The sequence below is a fragment of the Paraburkholderia largidicola genome (assembly GCF_013426895.1).
Classification (GTDB): domain Bacteria; phylum Pseudomonadota; class Gammaproteobacteria; order Burkholderiales; family Burkholderiaceae; genus Paraburkholderia; species Paraburkholderia largidicola.
Map to the genome: position 1 here is coordinate 108,055 of NZ_AP023176.1, position 25,718 is coordinate 133,772.

General features: G+C 62.4%; 20 protein-coding genes. 17 read left to right on the forward strand and 3 right to left on the reverse strand.

The window, feature by feature from the left end:
- Window positions 1–38: 38 nt before the first annotated feature.
- On the reverse strand, window positions 39–1,172 hold the full coding sequence (locus PPGU16_RS29270) for a sensor histidine kinase (protein WP_180726252.1): 1,134 nt from the start codon (window positions 1,170–1,172) through the stop codon (window positions 39–41).
- 703 nt (window positions 1,173–1,875) lie between these two features.
- Between PPGU16_RS29270 and PPGU16_RS43420 the strand changes: the two genes are divergently transcribed.
- The 14 genes from PPGU16_RS43420 (at window position 1,876) to PPGU16_RS29340 (ending at window position 14,920) form a co-directional block, all read left to right on the forward strand.
- A complete protein-coding gene (locus tag PPGU16_RS43420) occupies window positions 1,876–2,466 on the forward strand; it encodes an SCO family protein (protein WP_408430130.1) in 591 nt (196 codons plus the stop codon).
- 23 nt (window positions 2,467–2,489) lie between these two features.
- On the forward strand, window positions 2,490–3,182 hold the full coding sequence (locus PPGU16_RS29280) for a response regulator (protein WP_180726254.1): 693 nt from the start codon (window positions 2,490–2,492) through the stop codon (window positions 3,180–3,182).
- A gap of 156 nt (window positions 3,183–3,338) precedes the next feature.
- Window positions 3,339–3,788 carry a type II secretion system major pseudopilin GspG gene (gspG, locus tag PPGU16_RS29285; protein ID WP_243460763.1) on the forward strand — a complete coding sequence of 150 codons (450 nt, stop codon included), beginning with the start codon at window positions 3,339–3,341 and terminating at the stop codon, window positions 3,786–3,788.
- A gap of 20 nt (window positions 3,789–3,808) precedes the next feature.
- Window positions 3,809–5,011 carry a type II secretion system F family protein gene (locus tag PPGU16_RS29290; RefSeq protein ID WP_180726256.1) on the forward strand — a complete coding sequence of 401 codons (1,203 nt, stop codon included), beginning with the start codon at window positions 3,809–3,811 and terminating at the stop codon, window positions 5,009–5,011.
- A 14-nt stretch (window positions 5,012–5,025) separates the two neighbouring features.
- Window positions 5,026–6,756, forward strand: a complete 1,731-nt coding sequence (locus tag PPGU16_RS29295; RefSeq protein ID WP_180726257.1) for a GspE/PulE family protein — start codon at window positions 5,026–5,028, stop codon at window positions 6,754–6,756.
- Window positions 6,737–7,651 carry a hypothetical protein gene (locus PPGU16_RS29300; protein ID WP_180726258.1) on the forward strand — a complete coding sequence of 305 codons (915 nt, stop codon included), beginning with the start codon at window positions 6,737–6,739 and terminating at the stop codon, window positions 7,649–7,651. Before PPGU16_RS29295 ends, PPGU16_RS29300 begins: the two co-directional genes overlap by 20 nt.
- Window positions 7,648–8,178 carry a hypothetical protein gene (locus PPGU16_RS29305; protein ID WP_180726259.1) on the forward strand — a complete coding sequence of 177 codons (531 nt, stop codon included), beginning with the start codon at window positions 7,648–7,650 and terminating at the stop codon, window positions 8,176–8,178. Before PPGU16_RS29300 ends, PPGU16_RS29305 begins: the two co-directional genes overlap by 4 nt.
- Window positions 8,175–8,741 carry a hypothetical protein gene (locus PPGU16_RS29310; protein WP_180726260.1) on the forward strand — a complete coding sequence of 189 codons (567 nt, stop codon included), beginning with the start codon at window positions 8,175–8,177 and terminating at the stop codon, window positions 8,739–8,741. Before PPGU16_RS29305 ends, PPGU16_RS29310 begins: the two co-directional genes overlap by 4 nt.
- Window positions 8,738–9,316 carry a hypothetical protein gene (locus PPGU16_RS29315; protein WP_180726261.1) on the forward strand — a complete coding sequence of 193 codons (579 nt, stop codon included), beginning with the start codon at window positions 8,738–8,740 and terminating at the stop codon, window positions 9,314–9,316. Before PPGU16_RS29310 ends, PPGU16_RS29315 begins: the two co-directional genes overlap by 4 nt.
- A gap of 14 nt (window positions 9,317–9,330) precedes the next feature.
- Window positions 9,331–11,625: a secretin GspD/PilQ domain-containing protein gene (locus PPGU16_RS29320; RefSeq protein WP_243460715.1), complete on the forward strand. Its 2,295-nt coding sequence runs from the start codon at window positions 9,331–9,333 to the stop codon at window positions 11,623–11,625.
- Window positions 11,626–11,628: 3 nt separating this feature from the next.
- A complete protein-coding gene (locus tag PPGU16_RS29325; RefSeq protein WP_180726262.1) occupies window positions 11,629–12,174 on the forward strand; it encodes a type II secretion system protein in 546 nt (181 codons plus the stop codon).
- 8 nt (window positions 12,175–12,182) lie between these two features.
- The gene (locus PPGU16_RS29330) at window positions 12,183–12,575 is read left to right on the forward strand and encodes a type II secretion system protein (protein WP_180726263.1); all 393 of its coding nucleotides are present in this window, start codon (window positions 12,183–12,185) and stop codon (window positions 12,573–12,575) included.
- Window positions 12,572–13,192, forward strand: coding sequence for a type II secretion system protein (locus PPGU16_RS29335; protein WP_180726264.1), 621 nt, complete (start codon window positions 12,572–12,574; stop codon window positions 13,190–13,192). Before PPGU16_RS29330 ends, PPGU16_RS29335 begins: the two co-directional genes overlap by 4 nt.
- Window positions 13,193–13,486: 294 nt before the next feature.
- On the forward strand, window positions 13,487–14,920 hold the full coding sequence (locus tag PPGU16_RS29340; protein ID WP_180726265.1) for a sigma-54 dependent transcriptional regulator: 1,434 nt from the start codon (window positions 13,487–13,489) through the stop codon (window positions 14,918–14,920).
- 13 nt (window positions 14,921–14,933) lie between these two features.
- Here the strand turns inward: PPGU16_RS29340 and PPGU16_RS29345 are convergent, their stop codons facing one another.
- Window positions 14,934–15,848, reverse strand: a complete 915-nt coding sequence (locus PPGU16_RS29345; protein ID WP_180726266.1) for a LysR family transcriptional regulator — start codon at window positions 15,846–15,848, stop codon at window positions 14,934–14,936.
- A gap of 406 nt (window positions 15,849–16,254) precedes the next feature.
- Between PPGU16_RS29345 and PPGU16_RS29350 the strand changes: the two genes are divergently transcribed.
- From PPGU16_RS29350 to PPGU16_RS29360, 3 genes are all read left to right on the forward strand, one after another.
- Window positions 16,255–17,244 carry a zinc-dependent alcohol dehydrogenase family protein gene (locus tag PPGU16_RS29350; protein WP_180726267.1) on the forward strand — a complete coding sequence of 330 codons (990 nt, stop codon included), beginning with the start codon at window positions 16,255–16,257 and terminating at the stop codon, window positions 17,242–17,244.
- Window positions 17,245–17,641: 397 nt separating this feature from the next.
- Window positions 17,642–18,784: an alkene reductase gene (locus PPGU16_RS29355; protein ID WP_180727086.1), complete on the forward strand. Its 1,143-nt coding sequence runs from the start codon at window positions 17,642–17,644 to the stop codon at window positions 18,782–18,784.
- 102 nt (window positions 18,785–18,886) lie between these two features.
- On the forward strand, window positions 18,887–19,555 hold the full coding sequence (locus PPGU16_RS29360) for a peroxiredoxin-like family protein (RefSeq protein WP_180726268.1): 669 nt from the start codon (window positions 18,887–18,889) through the stop codon (window positions 19,553–19,555).
- A 291-nt stretch (window positions 19,556–19,846) separates the two neighbouring features.
- Here PPGU16_RS29360 and PPGU16_RS29365 read toward each other — a convergent pair whose 3' ends face one another.
- A complete protein-coding gene (locus tag PPGU16_RS29365) occupies window positions 19,847–25,354 on the reverse strand; it encodes a trifunctional serine/threonine-protein kinase/ATP-binding protein/sensor histidine kinase (RefSeq protein ID WP_180726269.1) in 5,508 nt (1,835 codons plus the stop codon).
- Window positions 25,355–25,718 lie beyond the last annotated feature (364 nt).

Below are 25,718 nucleotides of genomic sequence, written 5' to 3' on the forward strand. Positions count from 1 at the left end.
GACATGCGTGCGCTTCACGCGGCATGCCACGCGAGGCGCTACAGAGGCCAGCATGCCGAGACTTCGGTGCCGTCGTCCCGGATGGCGTTCACGGCGAACGTGCCGCCTTGCGTTTCGACGCGATGCTGCATGCCCGTCAGACCCAGGCCGTTCGAGCGGGCGTCGTCCGTGCGAAGCGGGCGTGCGTCGTAGCCCGTTCCATTGTCGCGTATGGTCAGCAGCAGGTGCGATGCGTTGCGCTGCAGCTCGACGCGAATCTCCGAAGCAGCCGCATGCTTGACGATGTTATTGAGCGCTTCCTGCACCACGCGAAAGATATCCGCCTTGAGATGATCGGGAATTTCGCCGTCTTCGATGCCGCATGAAAACATCACTCGCAGCGTTTCGATGCTTTGCTGAACACGCCGGCAGAGCGCACTCAACGCGGCAGGCAGGCCGAGGCGCTCCAGCGCGAGCGGCCTCAGTTCTCCGCATATCTGCCGCATTTCGCCGATGGTGTCGCGTATCTGCAGGACGGTTGCGTCGAGCAGTTGCGCTGCGTCGTCGGCCTGGCCCCGGCGCAAACGCATACGCGCGTCTTCCACCATCAGCTTGATCAGCGTCAGCGCCTGGCCCATGCCGTCGTGAAGCTCGGCGGCAAGACGCTCGCGTTCGCGCTGCTGTCCCATGGTGAGCCAGGTCGTGGGCTGGCGCGCGTCGTCGGCAGGCGGCTGGGCGCTTCGGGACTTCTCTCCGCGCAGCGACGGGAGCGGCTCGGCGAACAGCATCAGCCGGAGCAGCGCACCGCCTTGGCTCGGTGCAAACGTCTGCTGGTACACGTGCAAAGGCATTCGATGGCCGGTGCGGCCCGTGAGCGTGACGTCGAATGTGCGGAACACGTGATCCGCGCTGTCGCGCATCTGCGCTTCGACGGCCGCGCAATCTTCTTCATGCGCGAGGTCCGCGAGACGCTTGCCGGCGAGATCGGCGCTCGCATAACCGAGTAGCGCGGCGGCGCTGCGATTCGTGCTGACGATCGCGCCTTCGCTGGTCGTCAGGGCGAGCGCGGCGCCGCGCGCGTCGCTGACGTGCGCCGTCTGCTGCGTATGGCGCATGGCGTTGCCCAGCTTGCGCATCGCGTCGATCAGATCACGCAGCTTGAGGGGCGGTTCAGGCGACGTAGTGGCATGCATGGGCGCTCCCGTCTGGTTGACCTGAAAAACTCTGAAGCCGCCATCGGATTGTAGGCCGCGCGCCACGCCCGCGGCAACGGGGCACGTGCTGCGTTTCGTACGGGGAACACCCGCACCGTCTTACGCGGGGTATTACGCTGGTAGAACTCTCCTACTGTGCTTTGGGGAGCTTCATCCAATGACGTCCCCCACACGATTGACGAGACTGGTCGAGCAAGGGCGAATTGCGCGCCGTGCCCTGGTTCGCAGCCCGTTGCTTCATGAAGAGGAGGTCGCGATGAACACCCACAGGCTCGTAATCGGTGCGCTCATTCTGACGGGCGCGGGATTGACGGCGCTACCCGTGTTGAGCGCCGGGGAAGAACAGGCGCCCGCAGCCGATGCGGCGATGACGGCGCAACATCACGATGCCTCGATGAACATGGACGAGGCGAAAGGCGATGACCCGATCGCCGGGACGGTTGCCAAAGACAAGGCAGCGCAAGACAACGCGCCGAACAGTGCCGCGCTACAAGGCATGACGGCGAAGCAACGCGTGATGAAGGAAGCGGCAGCGGCGCAGGCAGCAGCAAAAGCCACAGAAGAAAAAGACATCGCGACGGACGCCGCCGCCGCGCACGAGGCCCACGCAATGCCGGCAGACATGCCGATGGACAACATGCCGATGCCCGCCGCGCATGACACGGCCGCGCCCGCGGACGCCATGCCCACGCACGACGAACAGTCGAAAGACAAGCTTCACTCGATGTCCGGCGAGCACGAGATGCATGCGCATCATCACGACATGGCGCCAGGCACGACACGCACCACGGCGGACTACGCGTTGCCGCCCGTCACGCTGGTGCGCGACGACGGCGAGTCCGTTTCGCTGGTCGACGAACTGAACGACGGCCGCCCCGTGGTGTTGACGTTCATCTACACGTCGTGCACGACGATCTGCCCGATGGTCAGTCAGACTTTCGAGCAATTGCAGGAGGAACTCGGCAGCGAGCGCGACAACGTGCATATGGTGTCGATCTCGATCGACCCCGAAGAGGACACGCCCGCGCGCCTCAAGGCCTACGCTGAGCGCTTCGGTGCGGGGCCGGAATGGCAGTACTACACGGGCACGGTGGAAGCGAGCGTCGCCGCGCAGCGCGCCTTCAACGTCTATCGCGGCGACAAGATGAACCACACGGCCGTCGCGTTCTTCCGCGCCGCGCCGGGCAAGCCGTGGCTGCGCCTGGACGGTCTCGCGACTCCCGACGAACTGTTGAGCGCCTACCACGAAATCGTCGCCCGCAACGGTTCGTGAACCCGCCGCGCGGAGGTGTCAACGTGGAGAAGATCCACCGGGTGCTGATCGCCGAAGACCAGCCGCTGCTGCGCGGAGGGCTGTGCTCGATGGTCCGCGCGTTGCAGCACTACAGCGTCGCAGGCGAGGCGGGCGACGGCGTCGAGGCGTGCAGCCTCGCCGCGACGCTGATGCCAGACCTGATCCTGATGGACCTGTCGATGCCCGGCAGAAGCGGCGTCGAGGCGATCGCGCATATCAAGCGGCAGGCGCCGCAGATCAGGATCATCGCGCTGACCATTCACGCGAGCGATATGCATATGCGCGAGGCGCTGGCGGCGGGTGTCGATGGCTATGTGCTCAAGGACGCGGCGTTCGACGAGCTTGTCGAGGCGATGCGTCTGGTCATGCTCGGCCAGCGCAATGCCACGCTCGACGAATACGGCGCACGGCAGCGCGAGCCGCGTGGCCAGCCTCCGGACGGGCAGCATGCGCAGAGGTGGAGCGCGCTGACCTGCCGCGAGCGCGTCGTGCTGCGTCTCGTTGCCGAGGGCTGCACCAATCGCGAAGTGGGCGAGCAACTGCGCCTGAGTCCAAAAACCATCGAGAAACATCGCGCCAGCCTGATGCGCAAGCTCGGCGTATCGAATGCGACGGGGCTCGTGCACGCGGCGCTCGATCTCGGCGTGCTCGCGCTGCCCGAGGATACGGGCAATGGGTTGAACTACTTCGTTTGAACGGCAAAGAACTGGAGGGTCTTTACCCATCTGTTTGCACGAGTCTCCCTACTTCGCGCCCATGCGGGCCTGAACAAGAATGCTCACAGGCGTCCGGCCTGCGCGACACGCGCGGCATTCCACAGGGAGGACCACACCGTGAGCGACATCCCGTTCATGTCCACATGCGGCAGATCCATCGATACGCATGCACGGCAAGCAGTGCGCGAGAAAGGCTTCACGCTGCTCGAACTGCTGGTGGTCATGGTCATCATCGGCCTGCTGGCGGGTCTCGTCGCTCCGCGCTACTTCGAGCAGATCGGCAAGTCGAACACGAAGATCGCGCGCGCGCAGATCGAATCGCTCGGCAAGGCGCTCGATCAATTCCGGCTCGACGTCGGCGCGTATCCGACCACGGAACAGGGCCTGCAGGCGCTGATGACAAAGCCGCAAGATGCGCCGCACTGGAGCGGCCCCTATCTGCAGAAGGCCGTGCCGCCCGATCCGTGGGACCGCCCCTATCAGTATCGCGCGCCCGGCGAACACGCCGACTACGACCTGTATTCGTACGGCAAGGACGGCCAGCCGGGCGGCTCGGGCGAGAACTCGGACGTGACGTCCTGGTGAACGGTGCGAGGAGAAGCGACGTGAAGTATGTGCTGCGGGTCTTCGATACGAACGGGGCGGTGCAGACGGTGCACGTCGAGAGCGATTCGACGGCGGCGGCCGCGTCTCTCGCTCGCGCGCGCGGGCTGCGTGTCGTATCGGTGCGCGGCGAGCGCGGCCGCGCGCGGTTGCGCCTGCGCACGCCTGCGCTCGCGCGCGGCAAGTTCAATGTCGAACTGTTCGCGCGCGAACTCGCGGCGCTGCTTTCGGCGGGCGTCGGTGTGGTCGATGCGTTGCGCACGCTCGCGAGCAACGAGCGCCGCGAACGTTCCGCCGCCGTGTATCGCGGGCTGTTGCGACGGCTCGAAGAAGGTCAGTCGTTGTCGGCGGCGCTCGAACAGGCCAGCGACGTGTTCCCCGCCGTGCTCGTCGCCTGTGTGAAAGCGAGCGAGCAGACGGGCGGTCTTGCAGACAGTCTCACGCGCTATTCGCGCAACAGCGCGATGCTGCATGAACTGCGAGGACGGGTCGTGTCCGCGGCGATCTATCCGACGGTGCTGCTCGTGGTTGGCGCGGTAGTCGTGCTCTTTCTGTTGGGCTTCGTCGTCCCGCGCTTCGCGACGCTGCTCGAACATAGCGGGCGCGAACTACCGCTTCTTTCTCAACTGCTGATCGCGTGGGGCAGCATGGTTCACGCGCATGGCAAGGAACTCGCAATCGGCTTTGCCGTGTTCGCGTTCGTTGCGTCGATCGTGCTGCGCCGTCCTTCCGCGCGCGACTGGATTGCCGACCGCATGCTCGCGTTGCCGGGCATCGGCGAATACTTTCGTGTGTTCCGTCAATCGCAATTCTTCCGCACCACGGCGATGCTCGTCGACGGCGGCATCCCGGCCATCCGTGCATTCGATCTCGCGCGCGGACTCGTCGGTCGTTCCGATCAGGCATCGCTTGCGGGTGCGCTCGACCAGGTGCGCAACGGCGCAAAGATCTCCGACGCGTTCCAGCAGGCGTCGCTGGCTGATGCGATCACGTATCGGCTGTTGACCGTCGCGGAGAAAACGGGCGGGCTCGGCCCCGTGCTCGACCGGATCGCGGCGTTTCAGGAATCACAGGTGGCGCGTGCAATCGATCTGATCTCACGGCTGATCGAGCCCGCGATGATGATCTTCATTGGCATTGTGATCGGCGGCATTGTCGTGCTGATGTACATGCCGATCTTCGAAATCGCATCGAGCGTTCAATAGCAGGCGAGGATGTCATGGACACGGCGAGCATGGCGAACGGCATCGGCGGGACGGGCGGCGTCGACCTGCGCGACGCGCTGCGCACCCTCGCCGAGCGTCATGGCTCGGGTCTGCGCGCGCTCGAAGATCTGCTTACGCAAATGCCCATCAGCCCCGACGAGGCGCTGGCGCAACTCGCCGTGCAATGCCACATGCAGCCGGTCACGATGCAGGCGCTGAACGCGCTGCAACCGGATTTCGACGTCGTACCGTTCGTCGAGGCGACGACCCGCCTGTGCATCTGCTTTCGCGAGGCCGAAGATTCCGCCGGGGGACGCGGCCTGTTGTTCGTGATCGCCGATCCGCTCGACCGGCGCACGCGCGGCAGTATCGAGCAACGCATGCGCGCGCGGCCTGCCGTGCCGTATCGCTGGGCGCTCGCGAGCATCGGCGACATCACCGCGTGGCTCGCGGTGCGCGAGAAGGACGTGCGCGCGATGGACTCGCTCGCGTTCGATCAGACGACCCAGCATGCCGCCGATCCCGCGTCGCTCGCGCTGACGCTGCAAGGCATCAGCAACGACGACAGCGCCGTCGTGCGCCTGCTGAATTCGACGATCTACGACGCCCTGAAAATGATGGCGAGCGACATCCACCTCGAATGCCGCGCGCATGGGCTGATGATCAAATGCCGCGTCGACGGCGTGCTGACGGTGGTGGGGCGCGTCGAAGGGCGCGACGTCGCGGATCAGGTGCTGTCGCGCGTGAAAGTCATTTCCGAGCTCGACATCGCCGAGCGCCGCGTGCCGCAGGACGGCCGTTTCAAGGCCGTCTATGCGGGCCGCGAGATCGATTTTCGCGTGTCGATCATGCCGAACCAGTTCGGCGAAGACGCGGTGCTGCGCATTCTGGACCGTTATCAGCTGTCGCAGGCGTCGGGCGGACTCACGCTCGAAGCGCTCGGTTTCCAGCAGGAAGATACGCGTTTCATGCGCACGGTTGCGGCGATGCCCTACGGCATGCTGCTCGTCACGGGGCCGACGGGCAGCGGCAAGACGACGACGCTCTACGCGATCCTCACGGAGATCAACGACGGACTCGAAAAGATCGTGACCATCGAAGACCCCGTCGAGTATCAGCTGGGCGACATTCTGCAGATTCCCGTCAACGAGGCAAAAGGGCTGACCTTCGCGCGCGGGCTTCGCTCGATCCTGCGCCATGATCCGGACAAGATCATGGTCGGTGAAATCCGCGATCCGGAGACCGCGCAGATTGCCGTGCAGGCGGCATTGACGGGCCACCAGGTTTTCACGACCGTGCACGCGAACAACGTGTTCGACGTGATCGGCCGTTTCACGAACATGGACGTCGACCCTTACAGCTTCGTATCGGCACTGAACGGCGTGATTGCGCAACGGCTCTTGCGCCAGTGCTGCCCGGACTGTGTCGCCGAAGATACCGTCGATGCCGATGCGCTCGCGCGATCGGGCATCGATCCGGACACGGCGGGCGGCTATCTGTTCCGGCGCGGTATGGGCTGCGCAGCCTGCCGCGGCAGCGGCTATCGCGGACGGCGCGCCGTCGCGGAAGCGTTGCGGATGGACGACGAACTGCGGCAATTGCTGTCCGAACGCGCGCCGCTTATGCAGATCAAGGCGGCCGCATTCCGGCAGGGCATGAAGACGCTGCGAAGTGCGGCAGTCAAGCTCGTGCGGCAGGGCGAAACGACTCTCGAGGAGATCAACCGTGTCACCATGGTCGATTGATTCGCGCGGCGCGGACCTCAACATCGGCATCGGCACACGCGAGGTCGCCGTAGGGCCGTGCAGGCCGCGCTGGATGCCGGCGCGCAAGCCCGCTTCACCCGCGGGCTCGCGCAGTGTGCCGATGCCCGAAACGCAATGGTTCACGCAAGCGGGTGTGTTCGACGCACTGCGCGCAGCGCTCGAGCCCGCGCCGGATAGCGATGCGCCGCAAGCGCCGCGCGTGCCGTCGCGAACGCGCGGCGCCCATATCGTGCTCGACGATTTCTGGGGCAATCACGCGATATTGCGTGGCGATTTCCGCACGTTGCGCGCGCGCGAAGTCGACGAGATCGCGCGCGCGCATTTCGTCGATATCTATGGCGTCGATGGAGAGACCGTCGCCGTGCGCACATGCATGCAGCGTGGCGGACGCGCCATGTTTGCCAGCGCGTTGCCGCGTGCGCTGGTGGATGGCATGGGCGAGGCGAGTGCGTCGGCCGGCGCCCGCATGCTGGCGTTGAAACTGTGCCTGCCTGAAATGCTCAACCGGACGCTGCCCCAAATGCCTCGCGCAAACGCGCTGGTCGTATTCGCCGCGGACGCGCTGATCCAGGCTGTGCTGATAGAAGCGGGCGGCTGGGCCTGTTATGACGCGCAGCGCCTTTTCGCGGGAGACGAATGCGATCCCGCAAAAGTCACGCTGCTCGCGGAACAGGCGTTCGAGCGCTGCGCGGAACGCACGACGCTCAAACGCGAGGATTGCGCGCTGGGCTTCTTTGGCTGCGGCATTGCAGTCGATCTCGCCGCGCTGCAGGCGCGCTTCGCGAGCGTGACTACGCTGGCTGCGCCCAATGCCTGTCAGGCACCCGAGGGCGGCGATAGCCTCGCGCATCATCTGCTGGAGTACGCGCAATGATCCAGCGACTCGACATCGACTTCGCTCGCCGCCGGCCGCGCCTTGCGCCAGCGGGACTCGTCGTGCTGTGCATCGCGATCTGTGCGCTGCTTGCGAGCGGTGTGCGGCTGTGGCAGGCATTCGACGACAACGAGCAGGCGCAGGAACGACTGGACGAAGCGCGTCATCGTGTGCTCGCCAAAGCGCATCTCGTCAGGGCGCAACCAACGCCTGCCGCGATGCATGCGGAGAAGCAGAGTCTTGCGGTGCTGAGTGAACTGACGGTGCCGTGGCAAGACCTGTTGTCGATCGTCGAGGACTGTCCGGACCATGATGTCGCGCTGATCGGCATCGATCAGAACCCGGTACAGAGCCAGATTCGCATCACGGCGGAAGCGAAGAATTTCGACGCAATGATCGCGTATCTGCGCTATCTGCAATCGAGCAAGCTGTTGCGCGAGGCCGTGCTCAACGATCACGAGATCGAAGCCAATGTTCCGGGCACGCCCGTCCGGTTTCAGGTAACCGCCGTGTGGAGCCGCTCATGAACGTCGAGTTTCTCCGCGAGCGCTGCCTGACTTTGCGTTTCGAATGGATGCGGCGCTTCGGCGTAGCGGGCATCGCAGGCATCGCGTTGTTGTGTGCGTCTGCCGTCGTGGCCGATAACGCGATACGCATGCGAGGCGACACGCTCGCGCTGTCGAACGAGGTTCGGCCTGCGCGTGGCGCGAAGAAAGCAGACGTTGCCCGCGACGCGGGCTCATACGCGGATACCGCCGTGCTCGCGAGCTTGCCCGATCTGTTTCCGCGTTTCGCGCATAGCGCGGACGATATCGCCGCGATACTCGCGCACGCCCGCGACAGCAATCTGGCAGTCGGCTCGGCGGAATACGTCATCGTTGCCGATCCGGGCGGACGCTACGTGCGCTATCAGATGTTGCTTCCCGTCAAGGATCAGTACGTCACGATTCGCCGCTTTCTCGCGTCGGTGCTCAACAGCGTGCCGAACGCGGCGCTGCGCGAGATTCACGTCGAACGGCCCGCCGTGGACGGCAGTGTGCTCGATGCGCGCGTCCGGTTCGAACTCGTATACGGGACGGCGCGGCCATGAGTTCCGTTCTCCTTCGCCGCTCTGTGCTGGGCATGTGCCTGATCGCGACGATCGCGCTTTCTGTGAAGGCGTGGCGCGCGCCGGAAGGACAGTCGGCGATGGCGGCGGTGAGTGTCGCGCGTCATGACGCCGCGTCGATGGCTTCTTCGGTTCGGTCCACGGCAAGGCACGACCGCGCGAAATCCCCCGGCAAAGCAACCCAGGCAGCGAGCGAAAAGACTTCGAACGAGAAGCTCGCGGCATTGCGAAAGCCCATGTCGCTCGAATCGCGCAACAACCCGTTTGCCGCGTCGTCGTGGCTGCCGCCTCCGCCCCCGCCGGTACAGGCCGCGCCCGAGCCCCCGCCGCCGCCGACCGCGCCGCCCGTGCCTTATGTGTACCTCGGCAAACTGGACGGCTCGACGCTCAAGCCACGCGTCTTCCTGAGCAGTGGCGATCAGTTGCTGATCGTGTCTCAGGGAGAAGTGGTCGATGGACAGTACCGCGTCGAGTCGATTTCCGACGCCGACATCGTACTGATGTATCTGCCGTTGAATCAGAGGCAGGTCATATCGATGCAAAGCGAAGGAAAATGAGGGAAGGAAAATAAATGACAGCCGCATGCAGCCGCGATCGGAGCCGCAACGGGGACAGCGGCTCATCTACGCGCTATCCACCGCAGTCCGCGCCCCTCACGCATGGCTCGCCCCGTGTGCCGATCTCGAAGCGCCAGGCTGCGTGCATCGCCCTGGCCGTGCTGGCGTTGGGCGGTTGTGTGACGCCGCCCGCCACGCGTCAGAACGATCCCACCAACGCACAATTGCAGATCGACTATCTGCACGATCGCGACGCGCGCGTGAATGCGTTGCTCGACGATGCGGACGCGTACCGCGCGAGCTATCAGTACGACCTCGCGGTCAAGGCGCTTGGCCAGGCCTACCAGATCGACCCGACCAGCGAGCGTGGCCGCAAGATCGGCGCCGCGCTCGACCGCGACCGGCGCGACCTCACGAGTTTGCAGGAAGCCGACCGCATGATGCAGCGCGGCTCGTATGCGGTCGCGGAAGAGCGCGTGCATCGGGTGCTGGCGCAGAACCCGACCAATCCGATGGCGCAGCAGATGCTCAGGGATATCCAGGACAAGCGTAATCAGCAGCGCGCGCTGAAGGAGGAAAAGATCACCGCCTCGTCCATCATGCGGACGCCCGTCACGCTGCAGTTTCGCGATGCCAATGTGCGGATGGTGTTCGAAGCGCTGTCGAAAACGACGGGTCTCAACGTGATTTTCGATCGCGACGTACGCGCCGACCTGAAGACGACCATCTTCGTGACCAACGCGACGCTGCAGGACACCGTCGACATGATCCTGATGCAGAGTCAGCTCGACAAGAAGCAACTGAACGCGAACACGCTCTTCATCTATCCGGCGACGCCAGCGAAGGAACTGGAGTATCAGGAACTGAAGGTGCGCACGTTCCAGTTGTCCAATGTCGATGGGAAGCAGATTCAGGGCTTGCTGAAGAGCCTGCTGAAACTGAAGGAAGTGGTGGTCGACGAACGGTCGAACACCGTCACGATACGCGGCACGCCCGATACGATCCGCGTGGCCGAGGAAATGATCGCCGCGCAGGACATTCCCGAGCCCGAGGTGATGATGGAAGTGCAGGTGCTGGAGGTTTCGCACGATCGCATGACCGACCTTGGCATCGAATGGCCGAACTCGTTCACCGTGTCGACGCCCGCCACGGCCAATACCTGGGGCGAGTTGCATCATCTGCCCATCAATGCGCTCAATGTGAGCGGCCTGTCCGCGACGGCCAATTTCAAGCTGAGCGACACGGATGCCAATCTGCTCGCCAGTCCGCGCATTCGTGCGCGCAACAAGGAAAAGGCGCGCATCCTGATCGGCGACAAGGTGCCCGTGATTTCGAGTTCGAGCACGCCGAGCACGAGCGGACCGTCCTATACGCAGATGGTCCAGTACCTCGACGTCGGCATCAAGCTCGAAGTCGAGCCGCAGGTGTATCGGGACGGCGATGTCGGTATCAAGCTGAACCTGGAAGTGAGCAACATCACCAAGGTTATCCAGAGCGACAGTTCGCAGGCAGGGCTGACGACACTCGCTTATCAGATCGGCACGCGCAACGCGTCGACGAGTCTGCGTTTGCGCGACGGCGAAACGCAGATCCTCGGCGGCCTGATTTCCGACCAGGACAGAACGACGGCCGACAAGGTGCCTGGCCTCGGCCAGTTGCCCGTGCTCGGACGGCTCTTCTCCAATCACAACGGCGACCACGTGAAGACGGAGATCGTGCTGCAGATCACGCCGCATATCGTGCGTCCGCAGATCGCCGCCGACGCGGATACGCAGGAAGTCTGGTCGGGCACCGACGTCAACGTGCACTCGGAGCAACTGCGGCTCGACCCGGTCGTCGCGGAACTGGAACCGGCGGTGCCGCGTCCCGTCGTTCGTACGCCCGGCAGTGTGGGCGGCGGCACGACAGGCGGCGCGGCCTCTACGCCGCACAGCAGCACGCAGGGCCGGCCGACCACCCAGCCGCCCGCGAGCGCGTTTGGCCAGTTGCCGCCGGCACCCCGCACGGCGCCGCCGCAGCAGCCGTACGGTGGCCGCTATTCGACCTTGCCTGCGCCGCCGGTGCCGCCCGCTAACGGCGCCACGCCGCCGGCCGATCAAGGCGCTCCCGAGGCGCAGTCGAGCGGCGAGAACGGCAACGGGAACGCGCCACAGATCCCGTCCGCCGCACCCGGCGCGCAGATGGCGCCTCCGCCTGCGCCCGCACCCGCGCTGTCAGCGCCGGCCGCGCCTCCGTCGAACCTCGTGATGCCGCCAGGCGATATGCCGAGCGACAACCCGCTGCGTCCGGTGCAGAACGGCGGGTACTGAGCGATGCCTCGCCTTGTGCGTCCGGACCGTGTTCGCATTGCGCGCCATGCGAGGCCGCGTGGCTTCACGCTGGTCGAACTCGTGATCACGCTTGCGCTGGTCGGCATTCTCGCGCTTGCCGTCGTGCCGTTTTCCCAACTGATCGTGCAGCGCGAAAAGGAGCAGCAACTGAGCGCAGCATTGCGCGAGATTCGCACCGCTCTCGACGCGTATAAGGAAGCAAGCGACGCCGGTCTTATCGAGCGGGAAGCGGAAGCGTCCGGCTATCCGCCTACGCTTGCGGTGCTGGTGGACGGCGTGAAGAACGTAAAGGACCCGAAGGGCGGCCTGCTGATGTTCCTGCGCCGCGTGCCGCGCGACCCGTTCTTCGCTGGCGACGTCGGGACACCGCCCGAAGACACCTGGAGCCTGCGTGCGTTCGGCGACCCGCCCGTGCATGCCGACGGCAGTGATGCTTCGGAACGCGGCAACGCGGGCAAGGACGTGTTCGACGTCACGTCGAAGTCGGAGCGCGTCGGTATTAATGGCATTCCCTATCGACAGTGGTGAGCGCGACCATGAAACGCATCGATATGCGCCGGCGCGATGCCGGCTTCACGCTGATCGAACTGGTGGTCGTGATGGCGATCATCGGGCTGTTGCTGACCATCGCACTGCCGAGTTACATGCACAGCATCGATCGCGGCAAGGAACAGGTGCGCGCGCAGAATCTCGCTGTGATGCGCGATGCGATCGACAAGTACTACGGGGACAACGCCGCCTATCCTGACACGCTCGACGAACTTGTGACGCGCCACTATCTGCGCGCGATTCCCGTCGATCCCGTCAACGGTGACGACAAATGGGCGGTCGTCGCGTCGCCGGATGACACGAAGCCGGGTGTCTACGATATCGTCCCTGCCAGCAGCCCGCAGGGCACGGCTTCCGGTGACGCGGGAGCGGGCAAATGAAGTCCGGCGCAGCGCGTGGCCGCCGCACGACTGCGCATGTCGTGCGTGTCGCGCGGGATCGCGGTCTCGTGATGTTGACGTTGCTGATCGCGTTGATGCTGCTTTCCGTCGCGCTGATGGGCGCGCTCGATGTCTGGTCGCTGCAACGCAAACGGGAAAACGAACAGCAACTGCTGTTCGTCGGCAACCAGTACCGGCTCGCGATATTGCGCTACTACCGCGCTGGGCGCGCGCTGCCCGCTTCCGTCGACGAACTGCTCAACGACACGCGTGTTCCCGAGCCGCTGCATCATTTGCGGCGCGCGTATGCCGACCCCATCACCGGGCAGAACGATTGGGTTTATATGTATCAGGCGGGACGGATGGCGGGCTTGCACAGCAATTCAACGGATGCGCCGATCAAGCGCTCCAACTTTCCGCGGCAGTTCGAAGACTTCGAAGGACAGCAGACCTACGCAGGCTGGCAGTTCTTCTATCTTCCGCCGATGCAGCGCACCTACTCCAACAGCGATACCCCCGCGAAGCCAGCGAGACCGGGTACAGCAGGCGCGCCATTCGATCCGATGAACGACGGATTGACCCACTACACGCCACGTCCGTTCGGCGCATCGCATTGACGATCGGCATCAAGCTGATTGAAATCCCCCTGTTTGCATCTTCATCGTTGCAGGTCCAACGTCAAGGTCGTGTCATTGATTCTCATTACCTGGCTGTTCACTGCAGCTTATGAGGTTTACCGCACACATGGCGAATGATTTGCGCGCAAATAACCCATTCCGTTTCGAATAGAAAACAGATCTTAAGGCGTTCTTAAGCCGCATTCTCCGACACTTCCATTACGGCGAATTTTCGCTTCCTTATCAGGTCGATCAGCTTTTCTTTCGAATCAGAATCAGACGGAGAGGCTTCGTATGGACTCGGTGACGAGGAAGCTTTATCACGTTTGCCGCGGGAACCGCGCGCTGCCGGATGCGCTGCTGCCGACGACGAAATGGGTGATCGACAGGATCGACATTGGCGCGCGGACGAAGCGTCGTACGCGACTCGTTGCGGGCGCGGGTGGATTGCTCGATCTTGCGTCGATGAAGTTTCCGCGTGACACGGACGCGCTCACGGAAGTGCTGGCGACGCGGGATGTCGGCTGGGTCGCGGCGCTCCAGCACGGCCAACTGGAAGACCCTGCGGTCCGCTCCGTTGTCCGCCGTCACTGCATCAGCTACATCACGCTACCGACGACAGCCGTCGAACTCGGACACGCCGTCGGTCACGCCCGCGGCATGTGCTCACTGGCCGAAACCACGACAGATGGATCGATGACCGTCGTCGATTGCGACATGATCGGCTCGTGCGATGCGATGCGCCAGCTCTTTCGCACGGTGCGCAAATTTGCGATGTGCAATGCGCCCGTTCTGATCCAGGGAGAGTCGGGTACGGGCAAGGAACTGACTGCACTTGCCATTCACCGGCACTCGGATCGACGTCACGCGCCGTTTGTCGCGATCAACTGCGGTGCGATCCCGGTGCATCTCGTGACTTCGGAACTCTTCGGTTATGAGCGTGGCGCGTTCACGGGGGCGAATGAGCGCAAGACGGGGCGCATTGAATTGGCGAACCGCGGCACTGTATTTCTCGACGAAATCGCCGATCTCCCGATGGAAAGCCAGGTGACGCTACTGCGCTTTCTGCAGGAGAACAGCATTGAACGACTCGGAGGCGTGTGCCCGATCGATGTGGATGTGAGGATCGTTTGCGCGACAAACGTCGATCTGGGGCGCGCGGCGCGCGAAGGACGGTTTCGCGAGGATCTCTATCATCGGCTGAGCGTGCTTCAGATGGAAGAGCCGCCGCTGCGCGCACGAGGTGCCGACGTCGAACTCCTGGCGCTGCATCTGCTCGAGCAGTTGCGTGCGGATTCGCGTCGCCGGATTCGCGGCTTTTCGGACGACGCCGTTCGGGCGCTGCGTGCGCACGACTGGCCCGGTAACGTGCGCGAATTGAGAAATCGCGTGTGGCGTGCGGTTGTACTGTTCGACAACTCTGTCATCGCCGCGAGCGACCTTGGCCTTGCGCACTATGTCGATGCGCACACGACGTCGCTCGACCAGGTGCGGCGCCGCGCCGAGCAGGAGGCAGTTGAAAGGGCCTTGCTGCGTCATCGCGGCAGAGTCGCCGACGCAGCGCGCGATCTCGGTGTTTCGCGCGTCACGCTCTACCGGCTGCTCGAGTCGCATGGATTCGATATCGCTTCGTTTCTAAAGGGCTTGCGCACCGATGGTTCCCTGACGGCGGTTCGCCAGGTCACGCTCGCTGGTGGGCGCGGATCGACGGATCAGGGATTGTATTGACAGCCATTGGCCTTCACGCAGACAGTAAAGTCGGGGCGAATTCGGGCGCGAGACATTCTTCGACGAAGGCAGCGAACTGACGAGCCTTGCTGCTCGCCATCCGTCCCGTCGGGTAAAGCGCCGAAAGCGCGATGGTCGGCAGATTCCAGTCATCCATTACCGCGACGACAGCCCCCGATTTCAACTCCGGGGAAAACGCCCATTCGGACGCTACGGCTAGCCCGATATCCGAGAAAACCGCGGCGCGCAGTCCCTCCGTCGCGGATATCCTGACGCGACTCTGCAGTTTGATCGACTGTTCAACGGTGTCCCTGCGGAAAGTCCAGCCTTCGCCACCGTCGATGTCGCGTGAATAGACTATCGCGTGATGCTCCAGCAGATCCGCAGGCGTCGATGGCTTGCCGCATCTTTCGAAGTACGCGGGCGTAGCGAGCACGCGCCGCCGGGCCTCACCAATGCGTCTTGCCGTCATATTCGAATCCGCCAGATCGCCCATTCGCAACGCCAGATCCACGCCTTCTTCAACCAGGTCGATATTGCGATCGTCCAGTACGAGTTCGACGTCCAGTTCGGGATGCTGACTCAGAAATTGGGGCAACTTTGGAACGATGTGAAGCCTGGCAAAGCAGACTGCGGCTGACACGCGGAGCTTGCCTGTCAGTCCCGCGGCGGCGCCTCGTGCGGCAAGCACGGCTTCGCCCGATTCCTCGACCGCGCGCTTTGCCCGCGCATAAAAATTCTGGCCCGCTTCGGTCGGCGTCAGTGCACGCGTTGAACGCAGTAGCAATTTGACCCCAAGCCAGTCCTCCAGTTGCGCCACGGCTTTGGACACGGCGGGTTGACCAATGTCGAAGTGTCTTGCCGCCGCTGAAAACGAGCCCGCGTCGACGACGCGGATGTAAATTTCGAATGCTGCAAGGCGGTCCATCGGCGTTCTCCTGAGCCACGCGAGCCTGCCGGGTCGCGGTCTGCGCGGGTTAGAGCCAGAAACAATCTGGCGGCGTGTCTGGTTGCCGATAGCGTACCTCACCTGTCCCAATGCGTCCGGGTGACGTTCCCGCCCCGTTCTTCAGGGCTGTGGCATTGGACATCGCGATTTATCCCAATACGGAATAGGCCCTATGCAAATAGCGGCTCTTATCGATCCGCGCCGAAATAACTACAGTCGGGGACATCAAAGCTGCGTTCGCGACAGCGCGGCTTCCGCTCACTCCGTATGCGCGCGCAGCATTTTGGGGTGACACTGAGCGGCACGATTCAGACTTTCCGACATATGACGCCGCCACGGAAGCGTAACCCGTGCGTTTCATTTTCCTCACTTAAGAGAGAGAGCCATGCCTCGCATCATTCAGTTTTCCAGGGCGGGTAGCCCCGACGTTCTCGAGTTCGTCGACGCGCCCGTACGTGAACCACTCGCCAACGAAGTTCGCATCAAGGTGAAGGCGATCGGCATCAACCGCGCGGAATCGATGTGGCGCCTCGACGACTACATCGAACCCGTTACCTTTCCGGCAGGATTGGGATATGAAGCAGCAGGTATCGTCGATGCCGTCGGACCCGGTGTCGAAGGGATCGCGATTGGGGACGAGGTCAACGTCATTCCATCGTTTTCACAGAATCAATACGGGACCTACGGGGAAGTGATCATCGTTCCCGAGCACGCCGTCGTCGCGCATCCGAAGTCACTGTCGCATGCGGAGGCCGCGTCCATCTGGATGATGTTCGTTACGGCATATAGCGCGCTGATCGAAGACGCGAGGGTGACGACGGGCGACTTCGTCGTGATCCCGGCTGCTTCGAGCAGTGTGGGTCTGGCTGCGATTCAGATCGCCAACTATGCGGGTGCGACGGCCATTGCGATGACGCGCACAGCGGAAAAGCGTCAGGCTTTGCTGGATGCCGGTGCGGCGCATGTGATCGTGACGAATGAAACGGACTTTGTCGCAGAGATCCTGCGCATCACCGGGGGCAACGGCGCTCGTGTCGTCTTCGATCCGGTAGGTGGCCCGAACTTCGCGAAGCTGATTTCCGCGCTTGCGTTCCAGGGCATCGCATTCATCTACGGTGCGCTTGCGCAAGGCCCGACCGAGATTCCCGTCTTGTCGATGATCGCGAAGCTGCAGACCGTCAGGGCGCACAACCTTTGGGTGACCACCGGCGACGCCGTGCGGCGCAAAGAAGCCGTCGAGTTCATCCTGAAGGGAATCGAGCAGGGCAAGCTCAAACCCGTCATCGATCGGGAGTTCAAGTTCGATGACATGGTCGAGGTACATCGCTATCTCGAACAGAATGGCCAGTTCGGCAAGATCGTAGTGAACATCTGATCCATCCGATTCCGGCGCGCTACTGAGCTAGCGCGTCGCTGTCTCACGCGCTTTTTCGTTGTGCACGCTTCAACGCGTTCTGTGTTGCTAGCGAAAGAACAATGCCTGTCGATGCGTCCGCATCGGCGACATGCAGTCTCTCCGCGCACTCTGCGCTTGCGCTGTCACCTCCCTCCGATCTGGTCTGAAGCCTGTCCTCGTGTGCGCCTGGTTCGGGCGCGCACGCGCAGATTCATTTCGACTGGACAACGCGTGCGCTGACTTATCCCGACATGGAATAGGCCTCATGCTGATAGCGGCCTATTTCAAGCGCAGCGAATTCTCTACATTTGATCTCAACGCATCGCGTGACGCACCCCTCCCCGAGGTGCTCAACCCAACTCTCAAAGGAAACATCATGGCCAAGCTGTTCACCTCCAGAAACGTCGGTGCATATGACCTCGATCATGGCGTCGTTCTTGCTCCGATGACCCGCCTGCGCACGATTCAGCCGGACGATATTCCGAGCCCGATGATGGCGGATTTCTACGGTCAACGTGCATCGGAAGGCGGTCTCGTCATTATCGAAGCTGCGAGTATTTCGCAGCAGGCGCGCTCATATCTTGGTGCGGCAAGCATCTACCATGATGGTCAGGACGCTGGCTGGAAGGCCATCGCCGACGCCGTCCACGCCAAGGGTGGCCGCGCGTTCCTGCAACTGATTCATGGCGGCCGTCAGAGCCACGTGGAAGTCAACGACGGCCGCGACCCCGTTGCTCCTTCCGTGGTCCCGTTCGACGGGGTTGCATTGACCCAGGATGGGTTCGTGCCTGTATCGCCGCACCGTGCGCTGGAGACCCACGAGATCGCGGGCATCGTCGACGATTTCCGGCGGGCTGCGCAACGCGCAAAGAAGGCGGGCTTTGATGGAGTCGAGTTGCACGGCGCCAATGGCTATCTCGTCGACCAGTTCATTCAGGACGGCACGAACAGGCGAACGGATGAATATGGTGGCCCGATCGAAAACCGCGTCCGCTTCCTGCGCGAAGCACTCGAAGCGCTGATCTCCGTGTTCGGCGCGGATCGCGTCGGCGTACGCATTTCGCCGTCGGGCGAATGGGGCGGTGTCTCCGACAGCGACCCCGAAGCCACTTTCAGTTATGTCGCCAAGGTGCTGGGTTCGTACGGGATTGCCTACCTCCACGTTATCGAGCCGCGCGTCAAGGGCGACGACACGTTGCACCACGGGCATGGCGCCGTTGCGGCTGCCTATTTGCGCCCTCACTTCCCCGGTCCGATCATCGCCGCGGGCGGGTTTGATCGCGAGAGCGCAATTGAGATCGTCGATTCAGGCGTGGCCGATCTGGTCGCGTTCGGACGCCACTTCTCGTCGAATCCGGATCTTCCGTATCGCCTTGCACACGATCTGCCACTTACGCCTTACGTGCGCGCTGCGTTCTGGGGTGGAAACGAAGAGAACTACTCCGACTTTCCCGCCTACGAAGTTCAGCAAGCGGATCTTCGTGCGGTGCAGGACGAAGAAAGTGCGGAGGCGGCTTAACCGCGTGTGCCTGCGTGGGCAGGATCGAGCCTGACAGCAACAAGCTGGCCGCACGCTGTACGTTGCGATGAGTGCGGCCAGTTCCCTGGAGGTGGATCGATCATGAGGAAAGGCCTGGTGATTTCGGATGGACATACGTATGCTGCGGCTGAACTCGCGATGACATCTGCTTTGGCGACCATCACCAACCCGTTGCATGCTGGCGCTCGGGCGCCGACGTTTGCACTGCCCGACAAGCTCGGCAACAGAGTGGTGCTGGATCAGCTTTTGCGCGCCGGTCCTGTTGTGCTCAACTTCCTGAGAGGCTCCTGGTGCTCGTTTGGCGAAGAGAGTCTCGCGCGGTTTTCGGCGCTGCATGAGCGCATTTCTTCTACCGGTGCGAAGGCGGTTGCCCTTGCTCCGCCGGATGCGTCGAAGCGCAACTCTGAACGATTGCCTGTTCCTGAACTCATCGATACGGACCTTCGGATCGCACGAGCATTTGGCTTGACGTTTGATCTACCCGAGGCACTACGCGACGGTTATCTCGGTCTCGGCTATGAACCGGCCAGGACACGAAAGTCTGGAGAATTTCCTGTTCCCGTGCCCGCGACTTATCTTCTCGACGAGGAGGGAATTGTCGTCTTTGCGCATGTCGACTTCGACTATCGAAACGGATTCGACGGTGAGTCGTTGATGAAGGCGCTGCATGCACTGCGAGCACGGCGTGAAGCTCGCCGTCACGCTCGCGGACGTCTTGCAGTTTTGAAGGTGGTGAGGAAATCCCGGTGATGTTGACCAGGGTGGGAGAACGAGACAATCGAATCGGTTCATACACGATTACCTACGCGAAGTGGGCATGTGCGGACCTGCTGGCGGAAAAGCTCGCGATGACGGTTCCTGTAATGCGCGTTGCAATGGGGAAGAAGTAAGCTCTGTTGGAATATTCGCGTGCCCATGATCGGGATGTTGCAAGGCGTGCGATGGTTGCGATGATGAAAGTGAAGAAGATGTTGCCAGATTGCGGCAACGGTTACCACAGCATGTGATCTCATCGCCAATGCAGCCTGGTATCGATCGTGATCAAACGATTGAGTGTGTCGGCAAGGTGAACTGGACAATAGCGCCTCGAGGTGCGTTTGCACTCGCCCACATCCGGCCGCCAACGGCATCGATGATCGATGAACAGATCGACAATCCCATGCCCAGCCCAGTTGGCTTGGTGGTATAGAACGGATTAAATATCTGCTCGACGCTCCCCGGAGCGAACCCCGGCCCTGTGTCACACACCGTCACCAGGATGCCGCCGGCATCAGAATCAACGCGCTTGCTGCTGATCAGCACATGCCGTTCGCCGTCGCTGACATCGGTCATGGCTTCGAGCGCATTGATTACCAGATTGAGCAGTACCTGTTGCAACTGTACATGGTCTCCTTCGATAGACGGCAAACCATCCGCGAGCTGACTCCGCACCGATGCGCCGCTTCTCGATGCCTCGGCTCGCGTCAGTTCGATTACTTCGCGAATCGTCGAATTGACATCGACCAGTTCCTTGCTCGGCGGTGCTTTCTTGATGAGTTGGCGGATTCTGCCGACGACACTAACCGCCCGGTTGCCATCGCTCACGATACGCTCGAACGCCTGTCGTATTTCCTCGACTTCGAGCGGCTCGGCGCGCAACCAGCGCAGCCCGACTCGTGCGTTCATCACGGCTGCGGAGACTGGTTGATTGACCTCATGAGCGATGGAAGCCGCGAGTTGCCCCACCGTTGCGACCCGGTTCGCATGCGCCAGTTCTGATTGCACTTCGCGATACCGACGCTCACTCTGACGCGCTTCCTGTTCAGCAAGCTTGCGCTCGGTCAGATCCAGCACGAAGGCAACACCTTCTTTGCGGCTTGCCTCGAACGTCGCAAGGCCGACTATGACGGGTACGCGGCTGCCATCCTTTCTGAAATATTCCTTCTCGTATGGCTGGGCTCGTCCCGTCTGCGCAGTCTGTTCGAGCGCTTCCATACTGATCGGCCGCCACTCCGGCGGCGTCAGATCGCGCCATCGCACGACGCCTGATACGAAATCTTCCCGCTCGTATCCGACCATGCGAAGGAATGCGTCATTGGCCTCGAGAATGACTCCATCGGCGTTCCAGACGATTATCCCAATGATGTTCGCATCGACGAGACGCCGGATCTTTGCTTCGCGTTCCGCAAGCTCGCGATAGAGACGTGCGTTCTCCAGCGAGATCGCAGCCTGCGATGCCACCAGCTTCAACACGGCAATCCGGGCGGGGCTGAAGACACAAGCAGTCAGATTGTTTTCGAGGTAAAGCGAGCCAATGAGTTTCGCCTGGTTCGTCAAAGGCAGGCAGAGAATCGAGCGGGCGCGAAACTGACGGACGTATGAATCTGCTTCGAAGCGGGGGTCGACTGCAGCATCATCGAGGATAACGTTCTCTCTCGCGCGCATCGCGTGATACAGGACCGATTCCGGTAGTAGCGTCGAGCTAACGGGGACATCTCGCAGTTGCATATGCGGGGTGTCGTCACCCGTCGTCACCTCCGCTGCCACGCGCAGTTCGCCACCGTGGGTCAGGATCAGAAGGCCACGCTCGGCGCCCGCCTGCTCGATGGCGGTGCGCATGATTGTGTCGATCAGTTTTTCCAGCACGATGTCGCTGGATGCCGCCTGCGAGACCTTAAGCACCGTCGCGAGATCGAGCTGTTCGACGGGCGTTGCAATCGTGCTCGTTGAGTCAGACACGGGATCATTGGTCCCAAGATAAGGATACATCTGCTCGAGCTGCCTTACCTTGCCATCGGCGCGCCAACGCTGATAACCATAACGTGCGTCGCGCATGTACAGGCGCGCAATCTTCTCCAGACCGCGCGCCGAATAGAAGCGGGATGCGAGTTCGTTGACGAGTGCCTCGTTGTGGGCGAAGCCACTTTGCTGTGCTGCGCGGATTGCCTGTTCGTAGCTTTGCTCGGCATCGTTGTCGCGCCCTTCGATGCGAGCAATTTCCGCGCTGACCAGTGCCGCGCGGTCAGCGAAATTCTCCGGGCAGTTTTCCGCCCAGATTTTTAGCTGGCGGAGGTGGATCTTCATCGCGGCAAGGTGTTGCGACCGCTCGTCGTGCGGGGCAGTGTTCGAGCGTGCCGACAATGCCAGCGCGGTGTAGAAATGGTAGTCGGATTCCTCGTAGAACGACGATGAAGTCCACAGAAGCGGCTGTGCCCTGGCGGCGGCTTCGAGCGCGCCCACATGATCGCAGGCCAGATAGCGTGCCTGCAGTTTGCGTATCCAGTAGCAGCACGCGGGGACGGCGAGCGCCGGATTGTCCGTCAGGTGACGCTCAATCTGACGCTCGTCGAAGCGTGCATCATCGAATGAGCCGAATGTCGACGTCAGGCCGCGCAGCGTCCGGATCAGCGCAAGTTGTGTGGCGATGAAATCGATCACGAGCCCGAAGTGCATCCGCTCGACGTAAGCCAGTCCGCGTTCTGCTTCGGCCTGTGCTTCAGGCAGCGGCTCGCCGGCGAACAGCAGATCTGAGTTCATGCTGTTGCACGCATAGGCGGCATAAGGAATGTCGCCGAGCCGGTTTGCAGCGGCGAAGGCGCGGCGCAGCAGATCGCGGCAGGCCTGCACTGGCTTCATCCAGCGAACGGAAAAAATGGAGAAGCACAGATAGGTCTTTGCCTCGAAGCGCTTGAGCCCGCGCTGTTCGACGAGATCGTAGCCAAGCTGGCCGAATCGGAAGCCGAATTGAAAGTCGCCAAAGCGCGGACCCGCCACACGGCTAAGCAGGACATAGGCGAAACACGACGCGTCACAGTTGCCACGTTCGAGGCTCAGATTGATGGCTTTGCAACTCATCAGCGCGACGAGATTGCCATCTGTCTGCAAGGCGGGCGCGAAAAGCTTGGTCAGCACTTCAGCCGTCGCGAGCGACGCCGTATCGTCCATCAGCGGCAAATCGATCAGCGCTTCAATCGTCCTCTGCCCCAACTGCGATCCGATCAACTCATATTCGCGTCGCACTTCTTCATCAGTTGGATGAGGTGACCAGTCGATGCCAACGTGCCGCAGATAATCAAGGCAGACCGCGATGGCGCGGCTGCTCTTGTCGAGCGTCGTGCAGACCTCCGTGTGCAGACATGCAACGCTCGCCTGCTCCACGGTCGACGTGGCGCGCGTCGATAGTGCGGTGAGGCGCTCGTCCGCGACGGATGACTGACTGGTCAGAAATTCGCACGCGGCCCGGTTCAACTCCAGTTCGAAACTCAGCGTGTGCTGGCGGTTCCAACTGCCGTCGCCGAGCAGTTCCGCGCCCGTCACGAGATAGGTGAGCGCTGACGCATAGGCAGTCGACGCCCTGGCGCGCTGTCCCGCGAGCAGGTTGAAGCTGGCAAGCTGTTCCCGCTCGTCGCGTGAAGTCATCAACGCGGCACCGCGATTGAGTTGCCCGACGATCTCGAAGATCGCTTCCTCCTGCTTGTCCGGCGCCGTTTGCGCAGCGAGCAGCCGTCCGATCCGCAAATGCGCCTCGGCGCGTGAAGCCTTCGGTATCAGCGAATAGGCGGCTTCGTGAATGCGGTCGTGGCCAAACCGGTAAGAGCCTTCGAGCCGCTCCACCAGTTCCTGACGGCAGGCGTCCCACAGTTCCGCATGAACCTGTTCAACGGGAATCCCAAGAACCGTGGATAGCGCCGTGATACCCGCGATGTTCCCCAAGCATGCGAGTTGCTGCAAGGCCTGCTGCGTTCCCGGCGGCAAGCGGTTCAGCTTGCCGATCATCAGATCTACCACGTTGTCGGTGTAGCCTTCGGCGTGGATGAGATCAAGATCCCAACACCATTGCCCCGCATCGTGATCGAAGGTCAGCAGATCGCCTTCGACGAGCGTCTGGAGAAACTGGATCACAAAGAACGGGTTGCCAGCCGTTTTGTCATGCACGAGTTGAGCCAAAGGTTCAACCAACTCGGCCTCGCAATGAAGCGCCTCTTCGGTCAACTGTCTGACGTGCGATATGGCCAGCGGCGCGAGCGTGATCTCGCTGACAACGACGCCCGCCTTGCGAATGGCGAGGAGCTTGCCCGTTAATGGATGCAAGGCATCGACTTCGTTGTTGCGGTAAGCGCCGATCAGCATCAGATGTCGAAGGTCGGGACGGGTCAACAGATCCTCGAGCAGGTCGAGCGTTGCCGTATCGAGCCATTGGAGGTCGTCTACGAAGAGGGCGAGCGGATGTTCCTCACGCGCGAAAACCCCGATAAAACGCCGGAAAACCTGCATGAAACGGCTCTGCGCCTGTTGCGGCTCGAGCTCTGGAACGGGCGGCGGCTCGCCGATGATGAGCTTCAGCTCCGGAATCAGATCGGTCATGAGCCCCGCGTTGATGTCCAGCGCCTCCAGTAACGCCGCGCGCCAACGGGCCAGTTCTGCATCGGGCTTGCCAAGCAGCGGCCGAACCAGGCTCTGGAACGCCTGTATCAGTGTGGCGTAGGGAATGTCGCGCTTGTACTGGTCGAACTTGCCCGACGCGAAGATACCTCTCGGCGGCACCAGCAGCTTGTGCAGTTCATTGACGACCGACGATTTGCCGATTCCGGAATACCCCGAGACCAATAGCAGCTCTGGCGTGCCACTCTTGACGATCCGGTCGAATGCGGCGACCAGCGTATCGACCTCGCGATCTCGCCCATACAGCTTTTCGGGAATCAGCAGCCTGTCGGAAGCGTCGCGTTCGCCGAGCGGAAACGCTTCGATGAATCGCTGACGCTGCCAGTGCGCAAGGCAATGGCGCAGATCGTGCTCCACACCCGACGCTGTCTGATAGCGTTCTTCGGCCGTCTTGGCGAGCAGCTTCATGACGATGCGCGAGACCGCGGCGGGCACGTGCCGTACTCGCTCGCTGGGCGGTACAGGCATTCTGGCGATGTGGCAATGCACCCATTCCATCGGCTCGGCGGCAGTAAACGGCAGCGCGCCCGTCAGCATCTGATATAGCGTCACGCCGAATGCATAGAGGTCGCTTCGCGAGTCGATAGAGCGATTCATTCGTCCTGTCTGCTCGGGCGCCATGTACGCAAGCGTGCCGGCAATGGTCTCGGGGGGCTCGGGCGCCTGTCGCTCGCGAGGCAGGCGCGACGCGAGGCCGAACCCAGTGAGGCGGGCATGGCCGCCCGTGCAATTCACAAGAATATGTGCCGGCTTGAGATCCTTATGGACGAGTCCACGCTGGTGCAGTTGCCCCAGTACCGATGCTATCCCGACAGCGTGGTGAAAAAAGTGCTCGATTTCCATGGGCGCGCCGAGCAGTCGCGCGAGGGGCTCGCCACCGGGGTCTTCGAGCACCAGCATGGTCTGGCCGTTTTCACGTACAAGTTCGAGTGGCCGCACTGCCCACCTTCCGTCCAGTTCGTCTTTCAGGCCGAACTCATGTGCGAGCCGATCAAGGCTGGCTGGCCGCGGATGTTCGGCGGCCGGGCGGGCGAGCAGGACATCGGGACCGTCGATGTGGCTCGGTCTCCGTCCGCGCCAGAAGACGCGCTCGCCATCGTCCCACGACATCTGGAGTCTGTTGTCCATTGCAGTGAACCTTGACGGTTGTCGTCTCGCGGGTTCTGCGTGGCGGTGTTGCCCTTTGTTGGGCAGCAATTGAAATTGTCGAGATATAAGCGCTGCGGGAGTTGCGATTCACGCACTCGAGTCATACCTGTATTCTGGAATTTCCGACTGCCGCCTTAGGCGCATCCGTGTGACAAACGGGCTCCGCCTGAGGGCATCGCAAGGACCATGCTAGCACTTCTGGACCGTGGTCAGCAGCCGTTGGACAGCACGGTCACGAAGCGCTTCTTTCCCATGTTCCCGCTGTTGAATCTGCGTTATCGCCCGCGATTGCTCAGACGGCTCGATGCTTGCCGGCGGGTGAAAAACTGATGAACAAGCGTGC

Excerpts from the sequence above, each read along its gene's own strand:
- PPGU16_RS29360 (WP_180726268.1), top strand. The coding sequence starts at position 18,887 with ATGAGGAAAGGCCTGGTGATTTCGGATGGACATACGTATGCTGCGGCT.
- PPGU16_RS29320 (WP_243460715.1), top strand. The coding sequence starts at position 9,331 with ATGACAGCCGCATGCAGCCGCGATCGGAGCCGCAACGGGGACAGCGGC.
- PPGU16_RS29330 (WP_180726263.1), top strand. The coding sequence starts at position 12,183 with ATGAAACGCATCGATATGCGCCGGCGCGATGCCGGCTTCACGCTGATC.
- PPGU16_RS29355 (WP_180727086.1), top strand. The coding sequence starts at position 17,642 with ATGGCCAAGCTGTTCACCTCCAGAAACGTCGGTGCATATGACCTCGAT.
- PPGU16_RS29305 (WP_180726259.1), top strand. The coding sequence starts at position 7,648 with ATGATCCAGCGACTCGACATCGACTTCGCTCGCCGCCGGCCGCGCCTT.
- PPGU16_RS29315 (WP_180726261.1), top strand. The coding sequence starts at position 8,738 with ATGAGTTCCGTTCTCCTTCGCCGCTCTGTGCTGGGCATGTGCCTGATC.
- PPGU16_RS29310 (WP_180726260.1), top strand. The coding sequence starts at position 8,175 with ATGAACGTCGAGTTTCTCCGCGAGCGCTGCCTGACTTTGCGTTTCGAA.
- PPGU16_RS29295 (WP_180726257.1), top strand. The coding sequence starts at position 5,026 with ATGGACACGGCGAGCATGGCGAACGGCATCGGCGGGACGGGCGGCGTC.
- PPGU16_RS29350 (WP_180726267.1), top strand. The coding sequence starts at position 16,255 with ATGCCTCGCATCATTCAGTTTTCCAGGGCGGGTAGCCCCGACGTTCTC.
- PPGU16_RS29365 (WP_180726269.1), bottom strand. The coding sequence starts at position 25,354 with ATGGACAACAGACTCCAGATGTCGTGGGACGATGGCGAGCGCGTCTTC.
- PPGU16_RS29340 (WP_180726265.1), top strand. The coding sequence starts at position 13,487 with ATGGACTCGGTGACGAGGAAGCTTTATCACGTTTGCCGCGGGAACCGC.
- PPGU16_RS29270 (WP_180726252.1), bottom strand. The coding sequence starts at position 1,172 with ATGCATGCCACTACGTCGCCTGAACCGCCCCTCAAGCTGCGTGATCTG.
- PPGU16_RS29345 (WP_180726266.1), bottom strand. The coding sequence starts at position 15,848 with ATGGACCGCCTTGCAGCATTCGAAATTTACATCCGCGTCGTCGACGCG.
- PPGU16_RS43420 (WP_408430130.1), top strand. The coding sequence starts at position 1,876 with ATGCCCACGCACGACGAACAGTCGAAAGACAAGCTTCACTCGATGTCC.
- PPGU16_RS29335 (WP_180726264.1), top strand. The coding sequence starts at position 12,572 with ATGAAGTCCGGCGCAGCGCGTGGCCGCCGCACGACTGCGCATGTCGTG.
- PPGU16_RS29325 (WP_180726262.1), top strand. The coding sequence starts at position 11,629 with ATGCCTCGCCTTGTGCGTCCGGACCGTGTTCGCATTGCGCGCCATGCG.
- gspG (WP_243460763.1), top strand. The coding sequence starts at position 3,339 with ATGTCCACATGCGGCAGATCCATCGATACGCATGCACGGCAAGCAGTG.